The following is a 23606-nucleotide window of genomic DNA, read 5'->3' as shown; positions in this document are numbered from 1 at the left end:
TGGCAAAATTTTTGGATTTATAATCCTGTTCCTAACTATTATGGTGTAAGAACGTTTTCTCTTTTTTTACCTTAATACGAATTCTTTTTTAATGGTTTTATCTAAATCTACAACGTAAAATTGAGTAGAATAATTCTCTATTTTTTTGATTTAAAATTTTAATAACCGTTCTTTATTTTATGAAAATAATAAATACATCTATTATTTGCTTAGTATGTTTCTTGTCTTTTTCTACAACTGTTTTATCTCAGAATAAAAAGATAGATAGTTTAAAAAAGGAATTAAAAATCTATACCAAAAAAGATACCGTTAGAGTAAAAATCCTTAATCATTTAGCTTATTATCATTATAGAAATAACCCTCTTCAATCATTAGCATATGCCGAACAAGCAAGGAAACTTGCCGATAAAATAAAATCCATAAAAGGAAAAGCTCGTAGTTTTTATATGAAAGGGATTACTCATATGGAACAAGGTAATTTTAAAACTTCTATTGCTAATTATGAAAAAGCAATTGAGTTATATACTTCAATAGGTGATTTAAAAAGTATTGCAGGTTGTAATAATGCCTTGGGAGTTCTAAATAAATATAAGGGGAATCAAAAACTCGCCTTAGAATATTATAAAAAAGCTTTAGCAATTGATCAGAAACTGGGAGTGAAAAAGAATATGCCTAATTACCTCTATAATATTGGTAGTATTTACTCTGATATGGGAAAACATAAAGAAGCTTTAGGTAATTTTAAAAAAGCACTACAAGTATATACAAATAATAAAAATGAATACGGAATACTTAGCTGTTTCAATTCTATAGCTATAGTGTACCTTGATCAAGGTAATTATCCTCTGGCAATAGAATACAACCATAAATCATTAGACATAGCCAAAAAATCTAAAGATTCCCTTAGTATTTTCCAATCGTTAAATAATATCGGAAATATTTATAGACAACAACAACTTTATGATAAAGCACTGGATTTTTATAAAAAGGCTTTAGCTATTAAACAGGCTAATCGTAATAGCAAAAGTATCACTGCCATAAAAAATAATATGGGAGGCATCTATATCGATAAAAAGGAATTTACTAAGGCTGTCTCTTATTTTAAGGAAACAAGTAAGCTTAGTAGCGCAATTCAAGATAATGAACATTTAGCGACTAGTCTTAATGGTTTAGGTTTTGCATATTTGGGAATGAAAAGATATTCTGAAGCTTTAGCTAATTTTCAAGAGGCGAATAAAATTACTTCTGTTAATCAACAGCAATACGAATTAGTAGAATCGTATGTAGGAATGGCATACGTATATTACTATATGAAAAAAGGTAACCTGGCATTAATTAATGTTGAAAAAGCAGCTCAACTAGCCAATACATATAAACTTTTAAAGCATCAGCGTGATGCCTATGAGTTACTTTCTATAATAAACAATGAATTAGGAGAACATCAAAAAGCCCTTTTAAGTAATCAACAACTAAAAATATTAAATGACAGTCTTTTTAATAGAGAGAATATTCAGAAAATTACAGAAGTAGAGTATGAATATAAGTACAAAAACGAGTTAGAATCTGCAGAGAAAAGAGAACTAAGACTTACGCAAACAGTTAAAACGACAACCAATAACTTAGAAAAGTCGCAACGAAATTTATTACTTGGGGTGATTGCTTTTTTAACGACAACTTTACTTTTAGGAGCAATAATTTTCTTTTTAAAATTAAGGAACGAAAAATCCAAAACTCAAAATATCATCATCGAACAGAAATTGCTACGCTCACAGATGACTCCTCATTTTATCTTTAATTCACTCTCTGTTTTACAAGGAATGATATTGAATAAAGAAGAAAAAAAATCAGTTGCTTATCTGTCAAAATTTTCAAAATTACTGCGTATTATATTAGAAAACTCTAGAGACAAAACAGTATCGCTTTCTCAAGAATTAATTGCTATAGAAAACTATTTAGCACTTCAGAATTTAGAAAACAAAACCTATAAATATACTGTTTTTGTAGAGGCTACTATAGACGTATCTGTGTTTGAAATACCTCCTATGCTTATTCAACCATTTGTTGAAAATGCTATAGAGCATGCGTTTGTAAATCAAAAAGAAAATAGAATAATTGATGTTCACCTATCTTATTCTAATAAAAATTTGATATGTACCATTACGGATAATGGTATTGGGGTCGACTCTCAAAAAGAAAATAAAAAGGATAATAAAAAATCATTATCTACAACGATAACTTCTGAACGATTAAAAATATTATCCAAAGATTTCAAAATGAAAAGTTCGGTTACCGTTGAAGATAGAAAGAAATATAACGAGCAAGGAACATTAGTCACTTTAATCATCCCTTATAAAATAAAGGAAGTACAATGAAAACAGTAATAGTAGAAGATAAGGAATACATTAGAAAAGGCTTACTTAATCTATTGCAATTAATAGATGCCGAAATAGAAGTAATAGGGGAATGTGAATCGGTAAAAGATGCTGTTGTTGTAGCAAACGCCTGTAAACCAGAATTAATTTTTTTAGATATAAATCTTACCGATGGTACTGGGTTTGATTTTTTAAAGCAGACAGAAAATCTAAACTTTAAAGTGATTTTTATTACGGCCTATGAAGAACATGCGTTACAAGCCTTAAAAATTGGTGCTGTAGATTATCTATTAAAGCCTGTAGATGTAGATGAATTACAAATAGCATTACAAAAAGTCATAGCATTACCAATAACAGAACAAAAAAAGCAGATAAAAACGGTAAAAGAGGTCTGGAATAATGAAGACTCTACATTAATATTATCGCTTCATGATAGTTTTCAGGTGGTAAATTTAAACGAATTACTATTTTGTGAGTCAGACAAAGGTTATACAACTTTTCATTGTAGTGATAATAAAAAGTATATGGTTTCAAAAACCTTAAAAGAATTTGAAGAACGCCTTTCTAAAGCTAATTTTACACGGCCACACCAATCATTTATGGTTAACTTAAAATTTATAGACAAGTATGATAAATCGGGTGTTATTTATTTAAAAAATGGCAAAAAAATACCAGTATCTTCCCGAAGAAAGGAACACTTCTTAAACGCTTTTTTACATTGGAATAAGAACTAAACTTCTTTCTACTGCGGATATTTTTTGAAGTATCGCACTTATGTATTCTAAAACTACAGAAATAGATTTCCTATTTCCTATCCTAAACATACAATATACTTTTATTGTGTTGAAATGAACTAAAAACACACTAAAAATGAAAGTATTAAAATTTACAGTAATAGTAACAGTATTAATTATGCTAATCTCATGTAGTGGGGGAACTAGTAAGAAACCAGCCAATGCAGAAGGATTTGAAGCCATAGAAAAAGAAATAAAAAGCAAGTTTGGCGAAAATGCCTATTTCACGAATTTGAATATTATTTATAATGAATCTCTAGGAAATTCTATTGGAGTTACCGTTACAGAAGCGCCAGAATCTTTACAAATGGGAGAATGGCTTTTATCTCAGGATTCTTGGAGACAAACTTCAGAAATCACTCTTGAAGTTCCTGATGGTAGCAAGGCGGCAAACTTTATGTTTCAGCTAAACGAAAAGATTAATCTCTCAAAATTAGGAGAATTAGTAGAAAAATCTAGTGTACAACTAAAAACCGAAAAGAATATTAAAAACTCAGTTTTGCATATAGCATTTATAAAATTCCCAGAAAATGGAGACATAACCAAAACTGAATATATAGTAATGTTGAAACCAGAAAATGGTGGAACCACTTTTACTTTTAATTATAAGTTAGATGGTAGCCTTATTGAAATGGATTATTAATATTTAGAACTACCTAAAATCAAAAAAAATAAACCAATGGAAAAAATAATTACAGTCCAGAAACAGTACAATTCGTTAGATACACTTTATGACTTTTTAAAAACAACATCTTCTTTTGAATGTTATAAAAACTATGATAACTGGGAAGTTAGAACAGATGCCAACGGGCAAATGGCACAATGTATTGTTCTTAAAAAAAGTGCAATGCATGCAGTAAAACTATATTTTGCAGAAGAAAATACAATAAAAATAAATCATATCATACCAAGTTCGATCATGAATGCTTATTTTGGAAAAAGTGTTAAAGCAAGAAGAAGTATAATTGAAATAATTGCTGGGAAAATAAAGGAAACAGTATTAGCTCCTGCTCAGGAAAAAGCTTTTCAAGAACTAGAAGGAGTGATTAATAAAGCTGCTATGTAAGTATGTTTATTTTTTATACTAACTTACTTAGTATACAAATCTATTGAACTTATTCGAATGAAAATAAAATTAGTAATCTTATTGTTAGTATGTATAGCTTGTAATTCGAATAAAAAGAAAGATACCAATATACCAGTTGTTGACGCTATTAAAATAGATACAAGTAATACTATAGTTACTTCAGGATTGGATGAAAACCGAAAGGCAACCTTAGCGACAATTGATTCTGTAAGCATAAACGAAATAAAAAGATATATAGATGATGAGCTGCCCACGATTTTCGATTATTACAAACAAGAATTAGTTGAAGAGCATAGTGCCTGGTCTGACAAACTATTTGGGAGGTGTTGCTCAAATACAGATTTAACTTTTACTGAGAATTTATTCTATAAAATAAATTCCAGCTTTAAGAATGAAAAATATCCGATTACAAATATCTCGGATACCGATTATTCAACAGCTTATGTGTTTAAACCTCATACCGAAGTAAAATTAAATATACAGTTAGACCTAGATAAATCTTTTTTAAGCGGTAAGTATTCAAACAAAAAATTGCTGAATACAAATGAGGTTATTATGAACCCTATAAAGCTAAGTTTAATCAATGGGTACGTAAAATCAAAAGCGCTTTTTTATGAGAACACTAGAGTTAAAGAAGTAAAAGTATATGTTAATCATGAATACATAGAAACAGTAGTTTTAATGGATACACCTTTAGTGCAAGAATTCAAAGTGAATGCGATTTTTAAAACTAACGATATCATTACATTAGAGCCTGTAAGCGTTTATAAAGGAAGTAAATACGATGACGTTTGTATTTCAGAAATACAAACAAATTTGGGTAAAACCGCACTTCCTGGTTTAAATAAAAAATATAATCTTATGGAGTTATTGAATAAAAAGTAAACCCAAAGTAAAACTATGAAAGCCTTAAAGCAAATTTTTACCTACTTAATATGGATAGCAGTATCGCTTATACTAGGTATAGTTTATATGCGTATTCTTTTAGGTCCCAACAAAGTACCTTCTGAAGGACTATGGTACTTGTTCCATATTTTTTACAATTTAGGCCTACTTCATATAGGTGCAAGAATCGGAGGTGTAATGGCCTTTTTATTTATTATTTTGGATGTTTTTTACCTGAAAAAGAAATTAAAAAACAATATACAAGCAACAATTACCCGGTTTATATTACTTCTTGGTATTGCTATGATTGTTGGGGTAGTACATTATATATTAGAAAAAGTTGTTGATGTTATCTAGAAAAAAGTACCCTTCAAATAATTGAAAAAAATAAAAAAATGAAAAACCTATACATTCTAGTCTTACTTGTATTAACCTCTTGTTCTGAAAAGGCAAAAGGAAAAGAAGAAATCGTTGTAAAAGAGCAAGATGCTGTTGCAGAATCAATCGACCCCGCTAAAGAGATAGATACTATAAGTTTTAACAAGATCATCAGCGAAATTAAAACCAAATCAACCCCACTAATAGACGCTACAAATTTTGATAGCTTTATTGATGAAGATGATTATAAAAAAGTAGATGTTAAAGCGTTAAAATTAGAAAAAATATATCCTAATTTTAATAAAGAAGGTCATCATTATAGAGCAATAAATTGTTATAGAATAGAACTATCTAAAGCATTCTATTCTGTAGTAGTAACTATTCTTAAAGGCGACCACGAAATGGAGTCGGTACTAATTAATTACGACTCGAATGGAGATCTTATCGACTCTAAAGTTATCTCTTATGATGAAATAGCCGAAGGTCAATCGAGAATTGAATCCAAAATTGAGGAAAACAAGTTAACCGTTAATAACATTCTATGGATTGATGAAAAGAAAGTAGAAACAGCATCATTTCAAATAAAAGCTAACGGAAAAATAGAACCTATTTCTCAAGAAGAAAACCTTATTGATAGCGCAATACAACAACTTAATTTAGAGATTTCTAAGGTTAATACCGATTTATTGGTTACCAAAGTAATGCCTAACAACCCTAAAGAAACTATCATCGTTATTCCAGAATATGTAGATGATCATAATGATGAGTATCATTTTGAGTTAAATAGCCATATAATTGTAGTTAATAATATCACTGGGAAAATAATCTACAAATATTTTGAAAGCTCTGAAACAAATGGCTGGGTTTCTGATGCAGTGGTACTTTCAGAAATTTCAATTGATACCGCCCCATACATCGTTGCCCAAAATACAAGAGCATTTGGGGTACGAGTATTTCATTATGGTATGTCTAAACCAAACCCATATAGTAACAGAACTATTTCTTTGTTTGTAAAGTCGGGAGATACTTTAAAAAAAGTGTTACATAATTATGACGTAGAGGATTATGGTGGAGAATGGGATACCCAATGTGCTGGAGAATCCACAAGTATAAAAAACACACTCATTATGTCTGAAGAAAAGACTAATGCATACTTTGATATTATTGTAAAAAGCACGGTTCTGGAAAGTAAAACTTTTGTAGATGAAAATGGAGAATGTGATGAAGAAAATAAAACCTCCTCTGCAACAACAGTATTACAATTTAATGGAAAAGAATATTTAAAAAAGAATACATGAAAAACAAGGTTTTCTTTTTTGGTATATACTGCCTGTTTTTAACTTTATCGGGGTATGCTCAAGACAGCAGTTTAAAAACACAATTGCAGTTATTACAAAATCCATCAGAATGTAAATTCCTTTTGGACAATACTGGTTTTCTAGCCATTAAAAATGCTAAATTCTATACCAAAAATGGCGATACAGATGTGTTTGATATTAATAGCAAAAACATACATATAGTAGATGTTAATAATGATGGAGCAAAAGATATCATCTATCAAGATAATCGCCATTATCATGCAACTGTATTGCTCATAAAAAAAGGTAATGATTTTGTTGAAATATGGAATGGTTCAGGAGCATTAGTTAGTCTAAAAGAAGGAGAAAAAACTACTATGTATGTTTTAAGTAGTGCTATAGGTTGCTTTGATATGACGATGTTGTCAGTGCTTGTTATTAATAGCGATAATATCCTTACCGAAAACACGATAGCGCTCTATTCGGATACAAAAATGGGTGTAATTAATAAGACATTCGAACAGAAAATAATTTCAGCAACCCTAAGAACGCAACCTGTTACAGATGATAAAAAGAAAACAGATCCTTGTACGGGAGATCTCAAAACAGGAAACCAGATAAGAGTCATAGAAAACAAAGCTGTAACTGTTATAAAAAAACAAAACGAGTGGTTTTTAGTGATTTTAAAAGAAAAAGATCAAAGTATCATTGGTTGGGTAAAAATTTAATTCTAACAATAAACACATGAGACTAAGCAATTCATTTAGCGGTGCACTACGAACCTTTGCCTATTTTATGGCAAGTGGTACACACTATCAGTTAGAAGGGGTTGATTACCTAAAACTGTATGGAAAAGAACCTAGTGCTATAGAGCAAGTCTTTGCCATATTTGCTAATGTGGTTGAGTTAGACGAAAACGTATTAAATGCAAAATATGCCGAAAAAAGAGCGGTAGATTACCTTCGCTCGTATTGTGATCCAGAATTTGAAGTAGAACCTCCTTATAAAGATTGGGAAATAGAATTACATTAATTATGTGTAAGAAAAAAAATATAAAATTTACTACCTGTAGTAAAAAGATTATTGTAGTAATGATACTGTTTTGTATATGCTGTTTATCATCTCATGCCCAGGGAATGAAAAATCACTTAAACAAAAAACTCATAGCAAAAGTTGGAGCTGTCTGCGAGGAAACACCCGATGACAATCCTTGCGCAGGTAGTGAAATCTATTTATCGTTGTTTTTTGATAAAAAACAAGTAAAGGTATCAGAAGTAGAAATATCAACCTGTGGTAAAGAATCAGTATACGAGATAGGAAATTATAACTGGGAATTGTTGTACAGTAAGGAAATCAGTATTGATTTTATTCTAGAACAAACAAAAGGTACTTATGCAGAGCATTTGTCTTTAGAACTAAGGGATAAAAAACTTATTGCAAGCATAACACATTTAAATGGAAAAGTAGTTGAGTATGTTTTTAAAGAGGAAAAGTAACCATGAAAAAATCAAGAGATAAAAACCTAAAAATGAAACATATTTATTATATGATTTTAGTCATAGTCAGCTCTTGTGCTCAAAACGGAAAAGAAGCTAAAACTAATAGTAATCAAACAATTGAAAAAATAGAAAATTCAAAAGATAGTATATCTATTCAAGAATTGAAGCTTTTAACAAAAGTAGAAGCCATACATAAATACGGTATACCTTCTTCTATAGAACAATTTACTTTACACGACGCCCATGGAGAATTTAGAAATACAATTACCAATAAATACAGCCAAAAAGAAAGGCAAAACGAATCTATTGTAATAGATGAACTTACCTGGGAAAAAGATCAAGAAACCTGGATTACGGTTTGGTATGAAGTTCAACAAAAAAAATCAGTACCTAAAGAAATCTATATATGGAACAAAGGAGATGAGTTTTAAAGTCAAAATCTATTAGAAACATGGAAAACGGATGCACTATTGTAGATGCGATGAACACGTATAACATTGCACTAAGAATTATACTATCTAAAGGATATAAAATTTTCCTTATACCAGACAAAAGAGAAGAATATTTTGGGGATTTCTGTGCAGTTAAAGGCAATCGTAAATTTATTGGTGGTGACCCATTAAGAGTATTAGGCCTTGTATCTATTTGGGAAAATACAGGTGATGATTGGCAAAACAGTCATTTTCCCAAAGAAGATGTATATGATGAGATTTTATCCCGAGCATTACCCGATAGTGTAGAAGATTTTGACAAATTAACAGAAAAGGGTTTTACCAATCTTGTAGCTGATTATAGATTACTTTTTGAAGAAGTTTTAGAAAAGGAGTTTCCTCTAAATCCTACCAGACAAGAAATGTTTCATTTAATCGATTCATTTTACAAAGAAGAATAGTAAAAAAACAGGAGCAGTAAAAACGGCTGAACTTACATAAAAATAAAATTTCAGACACTCGTATGTTGAATAACTACAACTCATAAACAATGATAAGATTAGATGAATTACATATTTGGAAAAAATTAAGTAGCCCATATGGGAACTCTGAAGTAATACCATCGCTAATTGACAAGCTTTCAAAAACTTTGGATAAAAAAATTGCAGATGAATTAATCTGGGAACACATTTATCATCAAGGGTCAGTATATGAAAATACACTTGCTACTGTACCTCATTTATTAAAAATAATTGAGAAGTCAGATAACATTGAATTTAATCTCGATATAATAGCTTCTCTGGGAGTTGTTTTAATTGACCTTGACAACATATTATACCTAGAACAAATATTCAAAGAGCATAATCTTGATGAAAAGGAAAAAAATAGCATTCAGATAGCATTTATTGATGCTATAGAAAAGTTTAAGAGCTTAGTAAATGATTATGCACGTAATACTGAGGTTTTAGATGAGGAGTCCAAACGATTTTATTTAATAGCATTTTTAGTTTCAATAAAAAGACATAAAGAAGCTGAAATATTTAAAACCTTCAATATAAATGACGAATATATTTTTGTATGTCCTAACTGCGAAGAAGAAACCTTCTTATGGAATGAAGAAAATGTTTTAAATGCGTATAGTAGAGATCCTACTACCAACAAAAACCAAGAAAAGTTAAGAATTGTTTTAAACGAATCTAATGTAAGTCTTAAGTGGTTAGAAAAACCAATTGGCATAATGAATATTAATTCGCTAAAACCATTAATTAAATATTTTAAAGGAGATATAAATTGCCATAGTTGTAGTAAAAAACACAACGTATTTACAGGAATAATGAATAGTATATAAAGCTATAGTCATCAATTTGATAGTTTATATGTAATCTGTGGGATGCAATCATACAATACAACAGATGTTAGTATCACTAAAAAAACAAAACTGATCTTGTATCTGGTACGTCAAAAGTCTTAAAAAATGAAAACCATACTATTTATTATCATAGCGCTTTTAGTTTTATTGATTCTTATTTTGGTAAGATATCGACTGGTTCACTCTAAAATAATTAGAGGAGCATCAGAAGTAAAATATAAAATGATTGACCTGGGGCAGAAGGATATTTTTAGACATGGATTAGAATCTATATTAGGAAAAAAAAGAATATTCCTAAGAACACAAAATAAAGATATCGAATGGATATATGTTACTAAAATAGATTTCAAGAAGCTTCATCCCGAAAGCCCAATAAAAATGAAGGAGAAGAACTACACCATAAAGTTCAACTATGAAACAAAGCGCTTAATTTTTGGTGGTTATGCTTATGCAAAAATTATTTCTTTCGAAAAAATTGATAAAATTCCCGAAGTATTAAAATGACGAAAAGCAAAATTAAATTAAGATTTATCCTATGGTTCATATCCATGAGCCTAAGCACAATGGGGTTGCTCTTACTCATAGGGTTACTTCTAAAAACACTTTTATATGAAGGCGTTGAAACATTTCTACTTTTCATGGTATTCCTATTGAGTCTAATCGTAATGGTAGTGCTCATTATTTTTAAAGACTTTAAATACATCGTTATAGATCGAGAAGCCCAAACAATCAGGTGGCGTTCGATATATTATCCTTTAGGAAAAACAGTCAGATTACAAGACTTTAAAGGATATATAAAATCTGTAGAATATGGTCGGTATGAAGATTATAGGACAGTTCATCTTGTAGATAAATCATCCAGAACCTCATTTAAAATAAACGGATTGTTCTACGAAAATTTTGACGAAATTTATGAGGCAATTGAGCTAAACGAAATAAAAAAATATCATTTCGGTTTTTGGAAATATCTAAAACTGATATGTACAGGAAGAATTCAAATAGAATAAACGCGGATGTCAACGCTCTAAAAAACCATAAAAAGAACAGATGAAACTAAAAACACCTATAGAAATTGATTTGTTAGAGTTTTTTAAGATAGGAAAGTTTGACTATCTAAAACTGGGACAAACCAAAGAATGGATTGTAAACAACTTTCCCGACCCAGATTGTTTTGGAGCTGATTTTTTGACAGAAGAGATTAATATCTGGACCTATGGGGGGATTGAACTACATTTTGAAAACAAAAAGCTCTATTTGATATTTTCAGATTATTGGTATGATGGGAAATTAGATAGCAGTAATCAACTAAAATTAAACAAATGGATCTTCGAAGATGTTAGCCAACTCAACCTCTTATTTGTGATAACAAAACTAAACGAACACGATATTGATTATAAAAAGAAAACCGATAACCTGGGGGTTTTATTACGATTAAAAAGTGGTGTTGAATTGACCTTTGAAAATATAAATGACATTGAAGGATTAAGCTCAAATAGTTTTCAATTAACTTCCTTCTCCCTGGTAGAAGAAAATCCATACCGTTGGAAAGAGTAATCCTGTAGTATGAATAGTAGAGATCGCTATACCGAAATAATTAACGGAATGAAATCTGATGATAAACAGGTACAATGGAACATTATGGTCGAATGGTGTATATTATGGATTGAAGTTGAAAAAAAGGAATTAAAACCGCTTCTTGAGTTCATAAAAGAGTGTAAAGAAATTGGTTTCTGGAAGCGTTATTATCCTAGCCAATCACATTATGCATTAGGGCTTTCATTAGGTAAAAATTATGATAAACGATATGATCTGCCAATGGTGTATATTAGATATAATTCAGATAAAAACAACTTTGATATTCAATATCAAAAAGGACAAGGAGGAGAAACCACCAGAGTAGACTGTGGAAGCAAAATTTCTGAAAGCGATTTTAAGAGTATAGCACATTGGTTAGACAATAAAAAGAACAATAGGCAGGAACCTTGAAAATGAGTAACAAAGAAGTATTAATCCAAGAAATAAGTGAAGCTTTTAAAGAGGTGAAACTCGAAGATGGAATAGGTCTATGGGAAGCACAAGGACATGATGATAGAGTAAGTGATTTAGAATGTAAAAAACTAAGAGCTAAAGATGAAAAAGAAGATTGGAATAATATCCCATTAATTCATTTATATCAATGTAGTAGTTCATTAACATTTTTTGATGCCAAAGGAATGCGTTTTCATACGCCCATGTTTTTACTATATGCCATAGGAGTTTTTCAAAAAGAACAACAACAATTGCAAAAGGAAGGACTTTTGAATGACTGTTCTGACCCTGATATTGAAAATAGGTTACAAACGATTACCGATTACGCTCAAGATTCATTAGGGTACCAACAATTATATACCAAACCATTTTCATTATTTTCTGGCAAGCAATTAAAATGCATTATAAAATTCCTTGAGTTTAAATTGAGTGAATTAGAAATGTATTATAAAAGTAATGATGCAAAAGAACTAGGTTTATTACCTACAGCAGTTAAATACAACAAGGACTATATGCAATTGCAAGAAGCATTAAACTGTTGGATACATAATTTTGAAATCGAATAAGTATTGAAATGATCATAAGTATATTGATTTCGATCAAATGATAACTTCAGATTTAGAACAATCTTCTCGTATTTAATAACAAGAAAACTTTTTAAGAATCGATTTTTTGCAAATATTAATTCTTCCTCTACGAATATAGGTTAACTATAGTACAGTAACATAAATAAGCTTAAATTAGTTACATACTAAAAATGGTATAAACCTTTAAAATCAAAATGAAACTAAAACTACTAACCATCTTACTTGCAATTTCAACAATACTGCTTGGAGGATTAGCATACTGGTACTATTTGGAAGCAAATTTTAGTGCCAAAGTAATTAAAGATAGAGAATTAACAATTACGAATTACAAAAAAGTAGTTAATGCAATTGGAAGAAGTGGTGGTGTGCATGTCAATAAGCTAAAAACAGAACTAAAAAAGGAGTTTGATCTTAACGAAAAAATTGGCTATAGTGACCATAGTAAAGAATATTATTATGTCCTATATCCAAAGAAATATGAAGTGAATTCTAGAGAAATATGGGATTTCATGGGGCTTGAATTAACTCTTGACGAACAAAAAGCGTTCAAAACCATACATATGTATAAACCTTAATATGATCATGAGGTACTGTTTAATATATAGAGTAAATTTTATCATTGCATTACTATTATTTTTTAAATTCAATAGTTATGCGCAGCAAAATGGAATTGTTCGTTTTGAAAACGACACCATAGCCATAAAAAAGCAAAACGATTCTATTTACTTTTATACTAGTTTAGGTGAGTTAAGAAAGATCGTTAATTTAAACAGTAAAAAATCTACTCCTTATGGATTACCAAAGGAAGTACAAGATATTATCTACGATGGGAAAATTCCGAAGCACATAGAAATTTCAGAAGAAACATTTCCTACCTATTTATATACACAACGATATGTTGATGCTGGAATAGTTCTTTGCTCGGTACGTTATTTTTACAATGATTTAGGCTTACAAACAGGATATAAAGAAATTTGTCCAAACGATATTGCAGATGGAGATGACTATCATTTTGGAGGTGAAAACCTCTATAAATACAATAAATATGGGTTGTTGATAGAAAAAGAAAATAGTGTATTTAGATATAATAACAAGGGGCAGTTAATTGAAAAGTGTTATCGCAATGCGAAATCCAAAAAAATATCCTGTTCCAGAAAGTACAAGTACCAGGATGATAAATTGATTGCATCTGCAACCACCACCACAAAAGATGGTAAAAACGATCTGGATTATAGATACAATAACAAAGGACTACTATCAGAAATCATAAAAAATAAGCGAAGTAAAATTGTATTAGAATACAATAAGCACAATAAAATAATCAAAGTTAGTGACGTAAAAACATGGCGAAATAAAACATTCAAAAACACGCGTTTAATCTATCACTACAACCCTCAAAATAGAATTATTAAAATTAGTACATACACACATTATCCAGATTTCCCCTTTGAAGACTGGGATTTTGTATATGATACTAATGGAAACTTAACTCAAAAAAAAATGAATGGAGAACTAATAGGGAGTTACCAATATGACGATAAAGGAACTTTAATCTACCTAGACAGTAACAGACGGTGGGGTGAAGACAAAGGACATATAACCTACTAACTAATTTAAACTAAACAAATGAAACATGTACTGTCTATACTAACTATAATACTAGGGTTAATAACCATTTTCTGTATAGGGATGTTTTTGCAAAGAGCAAATATCGAATACAATGCTAATGGCAGGTTTTTATCCCCAGATGGTGTTGTTTATCACGAGCAAGCAAAACAAGTATATGGCATTTTAGCACTTTTAGGAGTGTTTCTTACAGGAACACTCATATATAAACAGATAAAGAAAAACAATTGAAAATAATTACCATCATTTTTACAACTTTTATTTCTCTGAACATATATAGTCAAGAGTATTATTTTATAAATGCTAAAAACGGCTTAAATGTACGTTCTGGCAGTGATTTGTTATCGGCAAAAGTTGCTAAAATTCCATATGGAGTTTTAGTAGAAAAAATATTCGATACCAACAAAAAAATGACCATTAATGATAATGGAAAAATAATCACAGGAAACTGGGTAAAAATAAAATATAACAACTATTTGTATTTAGTATCAAAAGAAACCGAACCATTCGAAAAAGAAGGATATGTATTTGATGGGTACTTAAAAAAAACAAATAATAATAGCATCATAAATAGATCTCAAATAAGTAGTGTCGAATTTAATGAATTAAAACAGAAATCATCCAGACAAATTCATAAGCCAAAGAAAATAAGTAGCCTGGATTCTATTAAAAAGATTCTGAAAAATCACATAGAATGGACTACTAAATTTGAAAGTGAAGAACATAAAAGAGAGGATTTAATTAAAAGCATTAAAACAAAAAATGGACAAAAACTAAGCGTAAATCAAAATAGTGCAGAGGATTATGTATTTGCTGCAGGTTGGTCAGGATATTATCCAGAATATGATATTTTAGTTTTAGAAGGAGGACATACTATCGATGTCTGTTTTTCAATCCAAACTGGAGAAACACAATTAACTATAGGCAATCCCGAGTATATAATTCCATCACCCCAAAATACACATCGTTTAAATGGTATTTTTGGAGGGCATGAATGTATTACTTATTTTTTGCAAAAAAAGATAAATGATGAGTTTACGTATTTAACCCAGTTTGATAATAATTACGATATCTGCACCTTCAAAGAGTTTTATTGGATAAATGAAACTACATTTATCTATAAGATAATTAATCACAAAGGCGATGATGTTTTTTTTAAAACAGAAATAAAAGACTATCCTGTAGAATTACCTAGGTCAGGCACAAAATTAAGTGATCTTATACCCCAGGGGTGGAAAGTTTTATCTACTTCATCTGGGGATTTAAATAATGATGATATAGATGATATAGTTTTTGCAATACAAAATACATTACCAGAAAATTTAGAATTTAATGATGGCCCCGGAATCGACACACTTGATCTCAATCCAAGAGTCTTGGGGATATATTTTGGAAAATCAGATCATATTTTTGAAAAGAAACTACAATCAAATGAATTCATCATATTACGAGATTCACCAACAATGGATGAACCCTTTGATGGTGTAAAAATCCTTGATAATGGAGATTTACAGATTGATTTTCATTTTTGGTACAGCGCGGGTAGTTGGCAAATGTCAGACCATCAATATACATTTAGATATCAAAATGAGGCTTTTGAATTAATAACTTATGAATCAAGTGAACGGCATAGAGGTTCTGGCGAAGAAACTGATTACAAGGTTAATTTTATCACTAAAAAAATGAATACCTCAAGGATGTATTTCGATGATGAGACGGATGAAAAAAGCGAAGAAGATCTTCAGAAAAAAATTGAAATACAACAACTTAAATCCTTAAAATCATTAGGCAAACCATTCGAATGGGAATTTCAAGGTGTAAGGATATAATCATAAAATGCAAAAAGAAGGAAAAATATATATTGATTTCAATGCAATGATAACATGTGATTTGGTACTGTTATCAAAAACCGATTTCAAAAAAGACGCAAACGGAAATACAATAGAACTCAAAGAAGGAATGAAAATCTGCGTATATATGGAAGATGAAGACGAATTTGGAAAACCAGATAATTTAATTGCCTGTGGAACAGTAGAACCCAATAACAGCGGTGCATTTACCAGCTGTAAATGGAATATACGTATTGACAAAAAAGGAATTCGTCATGAGTCAGAATTAAATAATAATCAAGGATGCTAGAAGAAGCCAAAAAGGAATTATATCGTAATAAGCACCTGCTAATTATTGGGAGATCTGAAATCGATAGAAGGCTATTTATTAACAATCTGATAGAAGATGTTAATAGAGAAGTGGTTAGAACACCAAGAGGAATAACAAGATTAGACGATTATGCAGATTTTATTAAAAAAGTAAAAATGTATAACCCCGATTACAAAACAGCAGGATACCCGCCTTTTCCAGCATTACAATTGGTGTATTCGCACCATGATATATTACGTAAAGAGGATAATAGTTGTTTGATGATAATAGATGAATTAGATCAAATCAACCCTAAAGAAGTAGGCTATGTAGAAAGAACCATTAAAATTTTAATTGAACGATTGGATGATCTAAAAAAAGGTGAAAAATCAATTCAATTAATCGTTTCGCAAGAAAACGAAAATGATTTAACAGAGAAATTAGCAAAACGGGACAATGTATACGGATCAAATAGGAATGCTAGAAGAACCTACAAACAAATTGTAGAGCAAAATCTTAAAATTATAGATATTTCAGGATACTAATCCATTTATACTATGGCAAGCGGAAAACAAATACTATTGTCTTTATTAAGTGAATATTCTCAAAAAAAGACAACAAAGCAGCAGTTAGAAAAAGTTACAAACCGTATCAAATCAGGTTTGCTCATGCATGGCTCTACTGCAAAATTTATGTGGCCAACGGTAGAACAATTAACATGGGTAGAACAAAGGCCCGATATAGAACAAGGAGATGATGAAGTAAAAAAGCAAGGGTTAGGCCTAAAAGATTCTGAATTATTGTTATCCGATCTGTTTGGTTTGATAACCGAAAGTGAAGAAATACCAGAAAACATAAAAGAAATATACCCAGAAATCACAAACGAAGCCTATAAAGCAGGAATTCATATCATTTGGTCATTGCTAAAAGCACTAGAATGGTCCAAAACCTATGAAGACGTAGAAAATTGTGGAAAATTAGATGTCATTGAAAAGGAACGATTTTTAAAGAATTATGTACGAAAACTAGTAGAGTACAGAAACGACCCAAATGATTATTCTTAAATAATATAAGATGAAAATAGTAGGACTAATATATCTATCAGCACTATTACTTTTTTTGAATTGTAGGGCTCAATCCACAAATAGTAAAAACAAAATACTACATACTTTTTTTAAAGTTATCGATGCAGATTCACATACCGAAGTTCCTATAGCGGTTATCGTGATTAATTCAGGAAATAAAAGGATTGATGTAATTGATACAGATTATGATGGAATAGGTATTTGGGAAGTATGCTCTAAAAAAATAGTGAACCATAACATTAAGATTAGTGTATTCGGAATGAACTATAAACCTTTTGAAAGATCATATACAATTACTACAGACACAAAACTTACTATTGAATTAAAATCAGGAAAAGGAAAATTTAAAAATAGAGAAGAAAGAGAATACTTTCTTAGAAGAGAGTTAGGGGTTCCTTTCTGTAATGATGCTTTGATTGACGACAAGGAACTAGAAGAACTAGAAGCTATAGAAAATGCAACCTACCAACATTATTGTGATGGTCGTATAAAACGATTTAATGATATTCCTGCAAAAGAATTACATCACTGGAAAAAAATAGAAAGACAGTCAACAAAAAAAACAAAAGATGAGAATTGAAGAAGCTAAAAAGCATATACATCAAGAATTTGTTTCAGATGACGGTTTAGATGTAGGGAAAGAGTAAAAAGAAACGCTAAACGATATAAAAGAGATATTAGTAGCATTTGAAAAAATCATTAACTAAATTCTATGAAAACCACCCGATTAATCTGCATACTATTTCTTATTAACTTTATTTCTTGTAAAAAAGAAGTAACAGATAAAACCTTTAAAATATTCCATTTAAAACCCAATAGAGTCTATATAGATACAACTGCAGTTAATGGAAAATTCTCTAAAAGAAGAAATGATTTTTTTGTAGTGAAAAATTATGATATAAATAACGAGCATCACAAAATTAAAATAGACAGTTTTGTAGTTAATCATGTAAAGAAGGACTTCTTTTTGATTCAAAACAAAAATGTGAATTGGAGATTGACTTTTTTTAAATATGGTGACGGAATTGATGAACATACTCAACACGAATATGATACCGATTATACCATTCATGATTTGTTTTCGTACAAAAAGGAAATAGGTAGTGTTTATTTTGATACGAGAGAAGGTTATCGAGGTTCAAACTATACGATAACTCCTGATAAGCATACGAGTAGCCACCGAAAAATAATCGACGATTATTTTAATACCAATAGTACGTTGCAATACAACATAAAACAAGAGCAAAAAGCTAGAGGTAGTTTTAACCCTTACACTCATAAACAAGATACTATAAAAGTAATTGCTAAATTCATAAAAAGAGTAGGAGGCAGTAAAATACAAATAGTACAATACAAATTTTTAGAACCTATTACAAAGCTCATCACACTAGAAGAAGATACCCTTAATATTGCCTACTCTATAGTTTATGAACCAAAAGAATTTCCAGAAAAATCAATGCTAACCTTGGTAAAAGACAGTGCAAATGTAGGATTAAAGAACTACTATATTTTTCCTGATTACAACCCCGAAAAGGGGATAGAACCTGTTAATAAATAGCGTTTATGATTTCGAAGTATTAAACAACAAATAAAAGATGCAACCCAAAAAGCTTTTTTAGAAAATGATAAAATTTACAGAATGTTTAAATGATACCTGGGATTATTTCTTTTTAACAGACCCGGCTAATTTATTGCAGTTTAAGAAAGAGAATAATTTATCAGACGATTTAATAAGTGAGTTTACTACAAATGATAGTGCAGAATTGGCCATACAAGAAGGAATCATGATTCCTATGAGTAATATTAAAAACCAACCATATACCATCTTTTTTAATACCAATGGTCAAACATCTGTATTCAAGAAAGATACAAGTTTGCTATTGTTCGAAAAAACAGGTTATGTATTACATGTAATTAATGATGAAATTTGTTTAGTAACAGTACCTTATTTAAAAAACTGGACCGAAAATAAAGGAATACATCGTTTAAATGAAGCCGCTAAAGCAGGTGTCAGGCAAAAAATAGGAGTGAAAAATGGTTGGTATACTGTAAATATTTTAGGAGGATTTGTTTCTCAAGATGATATTGAAGAAGCTACATTCGAGTTTCAAATTAATCGAGTTTCAAATAAAATGCAAAGTAAGGTTACTGACATTGGATTTTCTTACTTGATAGAAAAATAAACAACCTATGCGAAAATACTTAGCAACATATCAAGATAAAAGAGGAGCAGAAACTATCTATATAAAGTCTGATGGTAGTGATATGTCTTTTAATTTGAGAGGTATTGATTTTGAAGGTCCGGATTTTGATCAATTAACAGCAAATAAAATTGATGATACCAAATTTGATTATGAAATGTTTCAAGACGGCTCTGGAGATGTAACCAATTTTAAACTAACCATAACGATCCCAATACAACTCTTTAACACTAAAACAGATAAAATCTTTATAGAAAACCTAACCGCTAATATTGAAGTGGGCGAAACCACGACCATAGATGGTTTAGATAGTGAACTTAACAGTTTGACGTTGATCACTTCTTTTGGTGAATTTATGATTAAAAAGAAACTAGAATGGATCGAAGATGCCTTAATAGCTTTACAGAATCAATTACCAGAAAACATCTATTTAAAAACCTGTTTAAGCTGTAAGTATTCTAATTATAGCCCTTTTGGAAATGGTATGTTTGGTAATATATATTGTTTTAAAAAGGTAAAAGAAAAACTTAAAGAAGTTAAAGATAAACATGATTTGTTGGATTTATGGACACCCGAAGCAGTAGACAAAGGAGACATTTTTTCTGTACAAGAAACCTTTGATTGCTCAGAACATCAACTACCTGCCGAAGACGATTGGTATTATAAAAACTGGACAAAATTGATTTAGGAATATGGATGATTTAGAAAGTGTAAAAAAAAGTAAATTTTATACAGAACTCAATGCAATTTTAAGAGAACGGTTAACCAAAATAAAACAAAATATAGATCCTGCATACGAGCAAATTTTAAAAGAAAAACAGTTTAATCATCCTTTGCCTATTATTTGCCAGTTTGAATATGCCGCTTGGGGATTAAATAAGCAATGGCGATTAGAATTAGATTTTGATGAGTATCAATGGTCAAACGAAACCGTAAAACCACATTTTTTAAATGCATTGGTTTATTTAAGTGTAGGTACAGAATACATTCATTTTAAGTGCCAATTGTGCAGTTCTTTCAATGAGTTGTTAGAACCAAAGGAAACAGAAACAATAGAAATTAGAAGACTTAATGACGTCGATTTAGTAACAGATAAACTAAACCAGGTAAGACAATTTTTAGAAGATTTACCTAACCATTTTTTACAAGAAATAGAAAAAATAAATTTTGATGAATTAGAATATATGTTGCATCCTAAAATACAAGAAAAATGGAAACAAGGCTATTTGCCAGGTTTTGATTGTATCGTCATGGGAGAGGGAGATTTTGTAATAGGAAATGTATACAGTACCTACGATCCGAATAATGGAGAAACCAAACAATATTGGTCACCTCTATGTGACACAACATTAGAGGGAATTGAAAAATATGATGATGATATCTGGACAGAAGTTAGTATTTTTCATGGAGCTTTTGAATATGAAAATCAAAAATTTGTATTTGGCGATGGCGCTATGGGGAATGAAGGTTATGTCGCATCAACAACAGTAAACGGAGAATTAAATTGGGCCATCTTTTTTACGTTTTCAAACCCAATCCATAAAGTAGAAGTCATAGGTACACATTTAGTCTGCTATGGAGATACAGGGACAATTATTGATATAGATCTAAACAACATTACCAAAATAAAAATTACTGATCAAAATATCGGAGCAAGACAATAAAAATTGAAGATCAAACTATGTCAACAATTATTAAACACTATGAGAATAAATTGAATGAAGCCAAGGCAAGACTTAAAAAAGCAAGTATTGCTGTTTCTACAAAAAATACTGGTATTGAATGGCCAGAGTTTGATGAAGCTTCTAAGAACCTCCTCATATGCGAACGCCAACTCGCTGTTTCAAAAAACGAAGAATATGCCGACGTTATTGACTTTCCAGTTGCATGGGATGTAGGAGCTCCACTACCTCATGTATTCCTTAATGATCATAAGGCATATTTATTATTTTATGTAAAATCAGTAGATCCAAACTGGGATGGAACTTACACAACCATAGTCGACACTGCTAGCGATAAAGTTACCTCTTTAGCTTTAGTAGAATTTGAGCATTGCACATCAGCCAAGTTGGGTTCTCCAAATGATGAAGTATTCGAAGGACATCCATTATACGGTAAAGGTCTTGAGTTTTATGCTCCTCTACAAATTATCAACTCGAATTGGATAAAAGAGATTAAGAAAATAAATAGTATACATACCAACCACAATGCAGATAATTGGAAAAGTGCCAAGCACTTCTTTTTTGGTTTTCATGATAGCACTTTCGAATGTATTGCGGATTCATTCAAAGTAGAATTACATCAAACTAGTTTTAAGAGTTTAATGCGTATTGTATGTCAAAAGTTAGTAAACTAAAATTTATGATCATATCAATTAAAAATTTTATTTTAATTGATAGTTCGGAGGTATTTCTATTGAAATAGAGATGAAAAGTTTAGAAATAATTTCACTTTCAAACTTAATAAACAAGAAGGGGTTATAATGAGTAACAATCCATCATTTTCATTCTCCAATCTTGATCTTAGACATAAGTTTGTATGCAGTCACTCCAACTCAATTGAATATAGGCAAGGTCGGTAGAGGTTCTCTCTCTTTTTTTTAAATAACAGAATGGCAGGAAATCTATTTTTGATGTATAACTGCCGATATTTCTTTAACTGTCTGCCTTGCTGTTTTACCTACACCGTAAATGGTTGCTGATGCAAAACCGGTCCAACTGCCATAACCTACTAACCAAAGCATAGGTTCCTTTATAGAACGTGTGTATTGGGTTTTAATACGATTGTTCTCGATGATATTAAGGGATTGTAAATGATCTAAATTTGCTTTAAAACCTGTACACCAAATCACAGTATCAAACTCTTCTTTGGTTTTATTTTCCCAAATGACTCCTTTTTCATAAAAGGAAGCAAAAGGACGTTTGGCATGTAATACATTCCTGTTTCGGGCTTCTTTTACGCTTTCTACCATAACAATATTTGCTAAAGAGACATTAGTACTTTTGCCTTTTTCTTGGCTAGATTTTCCTAAAAATTGTTGAGTGGCAGCATTAAATAGATAACGCCCATCTATATTATCAGGCAAAAAATGAGGCTCTTCTAATGTTATCCATTGTGTTTGCGCTATTTTTGAAACTTCGGCTAAAATTTGAGCACCAGAATTCCCTCCACCAATGATCAACACCTTTTTACCGATAAGACCTTCAGAATTTTTATAATGTAAAGAGTGTAGTTGTTCTCCTTGAAATAACTCCTGATTTGGGTATTGCGGGATAAAAGGTTGTTGTGCTGTACCTGTTGCACTAACCAAAGTTTTACTGTGAAAAATTCCTTGATTAGTTTCGACTGTGAAAAGATCATTGTTTTTAGCTACCGAAATTACTTGTGTATTTCGCAGAATCGGAAACTCATAACGTTTTTCGTAGGCATCGAGATAATAGATGAACTCTTTTTTGGTTGGATATTCATGTTTACTTTTGGGCATAGCCCAACCAGATAATGAGCTGTATTCTGTTGGTGAAAATAATTTGAGGCTATCCCAGGTTTGTAACCAAGAGCCTCCGGGTTTATCTTTATCATCCAGAATTAGATAGTTTAATTTTTGTCTGCGCAAAAAATAAGCTACCGAAAGCCCTGCTTGTCCACCACCAATTACAAGAGTATCGTATATTTTCATTTATAGCTATTTTTATTTGGTAGGATACTTCCCGAATTTTGACACATAGGTATTAACATGCAAAGATTACTCTCAGCAAAGTGATGCACATAATTATTGTGAAGTATATCAAATAAATTCATATAATTAGTTTATTTCTGTAGACGTAGTA

The 23606-nt window shown here is 30.5% G+C and carries 32 protein-coding genes; 31 read left to right on the top strand and 1 reads right to left on the bottom strand.

What is annotated here, in order from left to right:
* The first annotated feature begins 179 nt into the window (after window positions 1–179).
* The 31 genes from Z053_RS0100885 to Z053_RS29725 all read left to right on the top strand — a co-directional run bounded on the left by Z053_RS0100885 (window position 180) and on the right by Z053_RS29725 (window position 22135).
* Window positions 180–2372, top strand: coding sequence for a tetratricopeptide repeat protein (locus Z053_RS0100885; protein WP_025663145.1), 2193 nt, complete (start codon window positions 180–182; stop codon window positions 2370–2372).
* Complete coding sequence (locus tag Z053_RS0100880; RefSeq protein WP_025663144.1) at window positions 2369–3106, top strand: LytR/AlgR family response regulator transcription factor; 738 nt, start codon at window positions 2369–2371, stop codon at window positions 3104–3106. The genes Z053_RS0100885 and Z053_RS0100880 overlap by 4 nt, the downstream gene beginning before the upstream one ends.
* Before the next feature lie 136 nt (window positions 3107–3242).
* A complete protein-coding gene (locus Z053_RS0100875) occupies window positions 3243–3809 on the top strand; it encodes a hypothetical protein (protein WP_025663143.1) in 567 nt (188 codons plus the stop codon).
* A gap of 36 nt (window positions 3810–3845) precedes the next feature.
* Window positions 3846–4232, top strand: coding sequence for a hypothetical protein (locus Z053_RS0100870; protein WP_025663142.1), 387 nt, complete (start codon window positions 3846–3848; stop codon window positions 4230–4232).
* 57 nt (window positions 4233–4289) lie between these two features.
* On the top strand, window positions 4290–5138 hold the full coding sequence (locus Z053_RS0100865; protein ID WP_025663141.1) for an NADase-type glycan-binding domain-containing protein: 849 nt from the start codon (window positions 4290–4292) through the stop codon (window positions 5136–5138).
* 15 nt (window positions 5139–5153) lie between these two features.
* Window positions 5154–5495: a hypothetical protein gene (locus Z053_RS0100860; RefSeq protein ID WP_025663140.1), complete on the top strand. Its 342-nt coding sequence runs from the start codon at window positions 5154–5156 to the stop codon at window positions 5493–5495.
* A gap of 38 nt (window positions 5496–5533) precedes the next feature.
* Entirely contained in the window at window positions 5534–6814 is a 1281-nt protein-coding gene (locus tag Z053_RS29735; RefSeq protein WP_025663139.1) for a PA3715 family protein, read from the top strand.
* Window positions 6811–7542 (top strand): hypothetical protein, encoded by a 732-nt coding sequence (locus tag Z053_RS0100850; protein WP_025663138.1) that lies wholly within the window; start codon window positions 6811–6813, stop codon window positions 7540–7542. The genes Z053_RS29735 and Z053_RS0100850 overlap by 4 nt, the downstream gene beginning before the upstream one ends.
* A 16-nt stretch (window positions 7543–7558) precedes the next feature.
* Window positions 7559–7846 (top strand): DUF7677 family protein, encoded by a 288-nt coding sequence (locus tag Z053_RS0100845; RefSeq protein WP_025663137.1) that lies wholly within the window; start codon window positions 7559–7561, stop codon window positions 7844–7846.
* 104 nt (window positions 7847–7950) lie between these two features.
* A complete protein-coding gene (locus tag Z053_RS27670; protein WP_025663136.1) occupies window positions 7951–8310 on the top strand; it encodes a hypothetical protein in 360 nt (119 codons plus the stop codon).
* 32 nt (window positions 8311–8342) lie between these two features.
* On the top strand, window positions 8343–8744 hold the full coding sequence (locus Z053_RS0100835; protein ID WP_152538231.1) for a hypothetical protein: 402 nt from the start codon (window positions 8343–8345) through the stop codon (window positions 8742–8744).
* 20 nt (window positions 8745–8764) lie between these two features.
* Window positions 8765–9205: a hypothetical protein gene (locus Z053_RS0100830; RefSeq protein ID WP_025663134.1), complete on the top strand. Its 441-nt coding sequence runs from the start codon at window positions 8765–8767 to the stop codon at window positions 9203–9205.
* 89 nt (window positions 9206–9294) lie between these two features.
* A complete protein-coding gene (locus Z053_RS0100825) occupies window positions 9295–10092 on the top strand; it encodes a hypothetical protein (protein ID WP_025663133.1) in 798 nt (265 codons plus the stop codon).
* A 126-nt stretch (window positions 10093–10218) separates the two neighbouring features.
* Complete coding sequence (locus Z053_RS0100820; protein ID WP_025663132.1) at window positions 10219–10617, top strand: hypothetical protein; 399 nt, start codon at window positions 10219–10221, stop codon at window positions 10615–10617.
* Window positions 10618–10751: 134 nt separating this feature from the next.
* Window positions 10752–11120, top strand: coding sequence for a hypothetical protein (locus Z053_RS0100815; protein WP_152538230.1), 369 nt, complete (start codon window positions 10752–10754; stop codon window positions 11118–11120).
* A 40-nt stretch (window positions 11121–11160) separates the two neighbouring features.
* Window positions 11161–11667, top strand: coding sequence for a hypothetical protein (locus tag Z053_RS0100810; RefSeq protein ID WP_025663130.1), 507 nt, complete (start codon window positions 11161–11163; stop codon window positions 11665–11667).
* A 9-nt stretch (window positions 11668–11676) separates the two neighbouring features.
* Window positions 11677–12099, top strand: coding sequence for a hypothetical protein (locus Z053_RS0100805; protein WP_025663129.1), 423 nt, complete (start codon window positions 11677–11679; stop codon window positions 12097–12099).
* A gap of 2 nt (window positions 12100–12101) precedes the next feature.
* Window positions 12102–12707, top strand: a complete 606-nt coding sequence (locus Z053_RS29730; protein ID WP_025663128.1) for a DUF6714 family protein — start codon at window positions 12102–12104, stop codon at window positions 12705–12707.
* 215 nt (window positions 12708–12922) lie between these two features.
* Window positions 12923–13303 (top strand): hypothetical protein, encoded by a 381-nt coding sequence (locus tag Z053_RS0100795; RefSeq protein ID WP_025663127.1) that lies wholly within the window; start codon window positions 12923–12925, stop codon window positions 13301–13303.
* Window positions 13304–13310: 7 nt separating this feature from the next.
* A complete protein-coding gene (locus Z053_RS0100790) occupies window positions 13311–14336 on the top strand; it encodes an RHS repeat domain-containing protein (protein WP_025663126.1) in 1026 nt (341 codons plus the stop codon).
* 18 nt (window positions 14337–14354) lie between these two features.
* Window positions 14355–14585: a hypothetical protein gene (locus Z053_RS27660; RefSeq protein ID WP_035094563.1), complete on the top strand. Its 231-nt coding sequence runs from the start codon at window positions 14355–14357 to the stop codon at window positions 14583–14585.
* Window positions 14582–16183: an SH3 domain-containing protein gene (locus Z053_RS0100780; RefSeq protein WP_025663125.1), complete on the top strand. Its 1602-nt coding sequence runs from the start codon at window positions 14582–14584 to the stop codon at window positions 16181–16183. The genes Z053_RS27660 and Z053_RS0100780 overlap by 4 nt, the downstream gene beginning before the upstream one ends.
* 7 nt (window positions 16184–16190) lie before the next feature.
* Window positions 16191–16493, top strand: a complete 303-nt coding sequence (locus tag Z053_RS0100775) for a hypothetical protein (protein ID WP_025663124.1) — start codon at window positions 16191–16193, stop codon at window positions 16491–16493.
* Window positions 16487–17038 carry an AAA family ATPase gene (locus tag Z053_RS0100770; protein ID WP_025663123.1) on the top strand — a complete coding sequence of 184 codons (552 nt, stop codon included), beginning with the start codon at window positions 16487–16489 and terminating at the stop codon, window positions 17036–17038. The genes Z053_RS0100775 and Z053_RS0100770 overlap by 7 nt, the downstream gene beginning before the upstream one ends.
* A 12-nt stretch (window positions 17039–17050) precedes the next feature.
* Window positions 17051–17557 (top strand): hypothetical protein, encoded by a 507-nt coding sequence (locus tag Z053_RS0100765; protein WP_025663122.1) that lies wholly within the window; start codon window positions 17051–17053, stop codon window positions 17555–17557.
* A gap of 10 nt (window positions 17558–17567) precedes the next feature.
* Window positions 17568–18158, top strand: coding sequence for a hypothetical protein (locus tag Z053_RS0100760; protein WP_025663121.1), 591 nt, complete (start codon window positions 17568–17570; stop codon window positions 18156–18158).
* Window positions 18159–18290: 132 nt separating this feature from the next.
* Window positions 18291–19136: a hypothetical protein gene (locus Z053_RS0100755; protein WP_025663120.1), complete on the top strand. Its 846-nt coding sequence runs from the start codon at window positions 18291–18293 to the stop codon at window positions 19134–19136.
* Window positions 19137–19200: 64 nt separating this feature from the next.
* Window positions 19201–19761, top strand: a complete 561-nt coding sequence (locus tag Z053_RS0100750; protein ID WP_025663119.1) for a hypothetical protein — start codon at window positions 19201–19203, stop codon at window positions 19759–19761.
* A gap of 7 nt (window positions 19762–19768) precedes the next feature.
* The gene (locus Z053_RS0100745; protein WP_025663118.1) at window positions 19769–20467 is read left to right on the top strand and encodes a DUF6304 family protein; all 699 of its coding nucleotides are present in this window, start codon (window positions 19769–19771) and stop codon (window positions 20465–20467) included.
* 4 nt (window positions 20468–20471) lie between these two features.
* Entirely contained in the window at window positions 20472–21443 is a 972-nt protein-coding gene (locus Z053_RS0100740) for a hypothetical protein (protein ID WP_025663117.1), read from the top strand.
* 17 nt (window positions 21444–21460) lie between these two features.
* The gene (locus tag Z053_RS29725; protein WP_025663116.1) at window positions 21461–22135 is read left to right on the top strand and encodes a hypothetical protein; all 675 of its coding nucleotides are present in this window, start codon (window positions 21461–21463) and stop codon (window positions 22133–22135) included.
* Window positions 22136–22402: 267 nt separating this feature from the next.
* Here the strand turns inward: Z053_RS29725 and Z053_RS0100730 are convergent, their stop codons facing one another.
* Complete coding sequence (locus Z053_RS0100730; RefSeq protein WP_025663115.1) at window positions 22403–23455, bottom strand: ArsO family NAD(P)H-dependent flavin-containing monooxygenase; 1053 nt, start codon at window positions 23453–23455, stop codon at window positions 22403–22405.
* Between the last annotated feature and the right edge of the window lie 151 nt (window positions 23456–23606).

Origin of the sequence: Aquimarina megaterium XH134, from assembly GCF_000520975.1 — a bacterium.
Taxonomy (GTDB): Bacteria; Bacteroidota; Bacteroidia; order Flavobacteriales; family Flavobacteriaceae; genus Aquimarina; species Aquimarina megaterium.
Note: the sequence above shows the minus strand (reverse complement) of the source record. Positions and strands in the feature narration are given on the sequence as shown.

Excerpts from the sequence above, each read along its gene's own strand:
- Z053_RS29735 (WP_025663139.1), top strand. The coding sequence starts at position 5,534 with ATGAAAAACCTATACATTCTAGTCTTACTTGTATTAACCTCTTGTTCT.
- Z053_RS0100830 (WP_025663134.1), top strand. The coding sequence starts at position 8,765 with ATGGAAAACGGATGCACTATTGTAGATGCGATGAACACGTATAACATT.
- Z053_RS0100755 (WP_025663120.1), top strand. The coding sequence starts at position 18,291 with ATGAAAACCACCCGATTAATCTGCATACTATTTCTTATTAACTTTATT.
- Z053_RS0100740 (WP_025663117.1), top strand. The coding sequence starts at position 20,472 with ATGGATGATTTAGAAAGTGTAAAAAAAAGTAAATTTTATACAGAACTC.
- Z053_RS0100775 (WP_025663124.1), top strand. The coding sequence starts at position 16,191 with ATGCAAAAAGAAGGAAAAATATATATTGATTTCAATGCAATGATAACA.
- Z053_RS0100805 (WP_025663129.1), top strand. The coding sequence starts at position 11,677 with ATGAATAGTAGAGATCGCTATACCGAAATAATTAACGGAATGAAATCT.
- Z053_RS0100820 (WP_025663132.1), top strand. The coding sequence starts at position 10,219 with ATGAAAACCATACTATTTATTATCATAGCGCTTTTAGTTTTATTGATT.
- Z053_RS0100795 (WP_025663127.1), top strand. The coding sequence starts at position 12,923 with ATGAAACTAAAACTACTAACCATCTTACTTGCAATTTCAACAATACTG.
- Z053_RS0100825 (WP_025663133.1), top strand. The coding sequence starts at position 9,295 with ATGATAAGATTAGATGAATTACATATTTGGAAAAAATTAAGTAGCCCA.
- Z053_RS0100850 (WP_025663138.1), top strand. The coding sequence starts at position 6,811 with ATGAAAAACAAGGTTTTCTTTTTTGGTATATACTGCCTGTTTTTAACT.
- Z053_RS0100870 (WP_025663142.1), top strand. The coding sequence starts at position 3,846 with ATGGAAAAAATAATTACAGTCCAGAAACAGTACAATTCGTTAGATACA.
- Z053_RS0100885 (WP_025663145.1), top strand. The coding sequence starts at position 180 with ATGAAAATAATAAATACATCTATTATTTGCTTAGTATGTTTCTTGTCT.
- Z053_RS0100760 (WP_025663121.1), top strand. The coding sequence starts at position 17,568 with ATGAAAATAGTAGGACTAATATATCTATCAGCACTATTACTTTTTTTG.
- Z053_RS0100730 (WP_025663115.1), bottom strand. The coding sequence starts at position 23,455 with ATGAAAATATACGATACTCTTGTAATTGGTGGTGGACAAGCAGGGCTT.
- Z053_RS27660 (WP_035094563.1), top strand. The coding sequence starts at position 14,355 with ATGAAACATGTACTGTCTATACTAACTATAATACTAGGGTTAATAACC.
- Z053_RS0100745 (WP_025663118.1), top strand. The coding sequence starts at position 19,769 with ATGCGAAAATACTTAGCAACATATCAAGATAAAAGAGGAGCAGAAACT.
- Z053_RS0100750 (WP_025663119.1), top strand. The coding sequence starts at position 19,201 with ATGATAAAATTTACAGAATGTTTAAATGATACCTGGGATTATTTCTTT.
- Z053_RS0100845 (WP_025663137.1), top strand. The coding sequence starts at position 7,559 with ATGAGACTAAGCAATTCATTTAGCGGTGCACTACGAACCTTTGCCTAT.
- Z053_RS0100865 (WP_025663141.1), top strand. The coding sequence starts at position 4,290 with ATGAAAATAAAATTAGTAATCTTATTGTTAGTATGTATAGCTTGTAAT.
- Z053_RS0100770 (WP_025663123.1), top strand. The coding sequence starts at position 16,487 with ATGCTAGAAGAAGCCAAAAAGGAATTATATCGTAATAAGCACCTGCTA.
- Z053_RS0100880 (WP_025663144.1), top strand. The coding sequence starts at position 2,369 with ATGAAAACAGTAATAGTAGAAGATAAGGAATACATTAGAAAAGGCTTA.
- Z053_RS0100815 (WP_152538230.1), top strand. The coding sequence starts at position 10,752 with ATGGTATTCCTATTGAGTCTAATCGTAATGGTAGTGCTCATTATTTTT.
- Z053_RS0100790 (WP_025663126.1), top strand. The coding sequence starts at position 13,311 with ATGAGGTACTGTTTAATATATAGAGTAAATTTTATCATTGCATTACTA.
- Z053_RS27670 (WP_025663136.1), top strand. The coding sequence starts at position 7,951 with ATGAAAAATCACTTAAACAAAAAACTCATAGCAAAAGTTGGAGCTGTC.
- Z053_RS0100810 (WP_025663130.1), top strand. The coding sequence starts at position 11,161 with ATGAAACTAAAAACACCTATAGAAATTGATTTGTTAGAGTTTTTTAAG.
- Z053_RS0100835 (WP_152538231.1), top strand. The coding sequence starts at position 8,343 with ATGAAACATATTTATTATATGATTTTAGTCATAGTCAGCTCTTGTGCT.
- Z053_RS0100860 (WP_025663140.1), top strand. The coding sequence starts at position 5,154 with ATGAAAGCCTTAAAGCAAATTTTTACCTACTTAATATGGATAGCAGTA.
- Z053_RS29730 (WP_025663128.1), top strand. The coding sequence starts at position 12,102 with ATGAGTAACAAAGAAGTATTAATCCAAGAAATAAGTGAAGCTTTTAAA.
- Z053_RS29725 (WP_025663116.1), top strand. The coding sequence starts at position 21,461 with ATGTCAACAATTATTAAACACTATGAGAATAAATTGAATGAAGCCAAG.
- Z053_RS0100765 (WP_025663122.1), top strand. The coding sequence starts at position 17,051 with ATGGCAAGCGGAAAACAAATACTATTGTCTTTATTAAGTGAATATTCT.
- Z053_RS0100875 (WP_025663143.1), top strand. The coding sequence starts at position 3,243 with ATGAAAGTATTAAAATTTACAGTAATAGTAACAGTATTAATTATGCTA.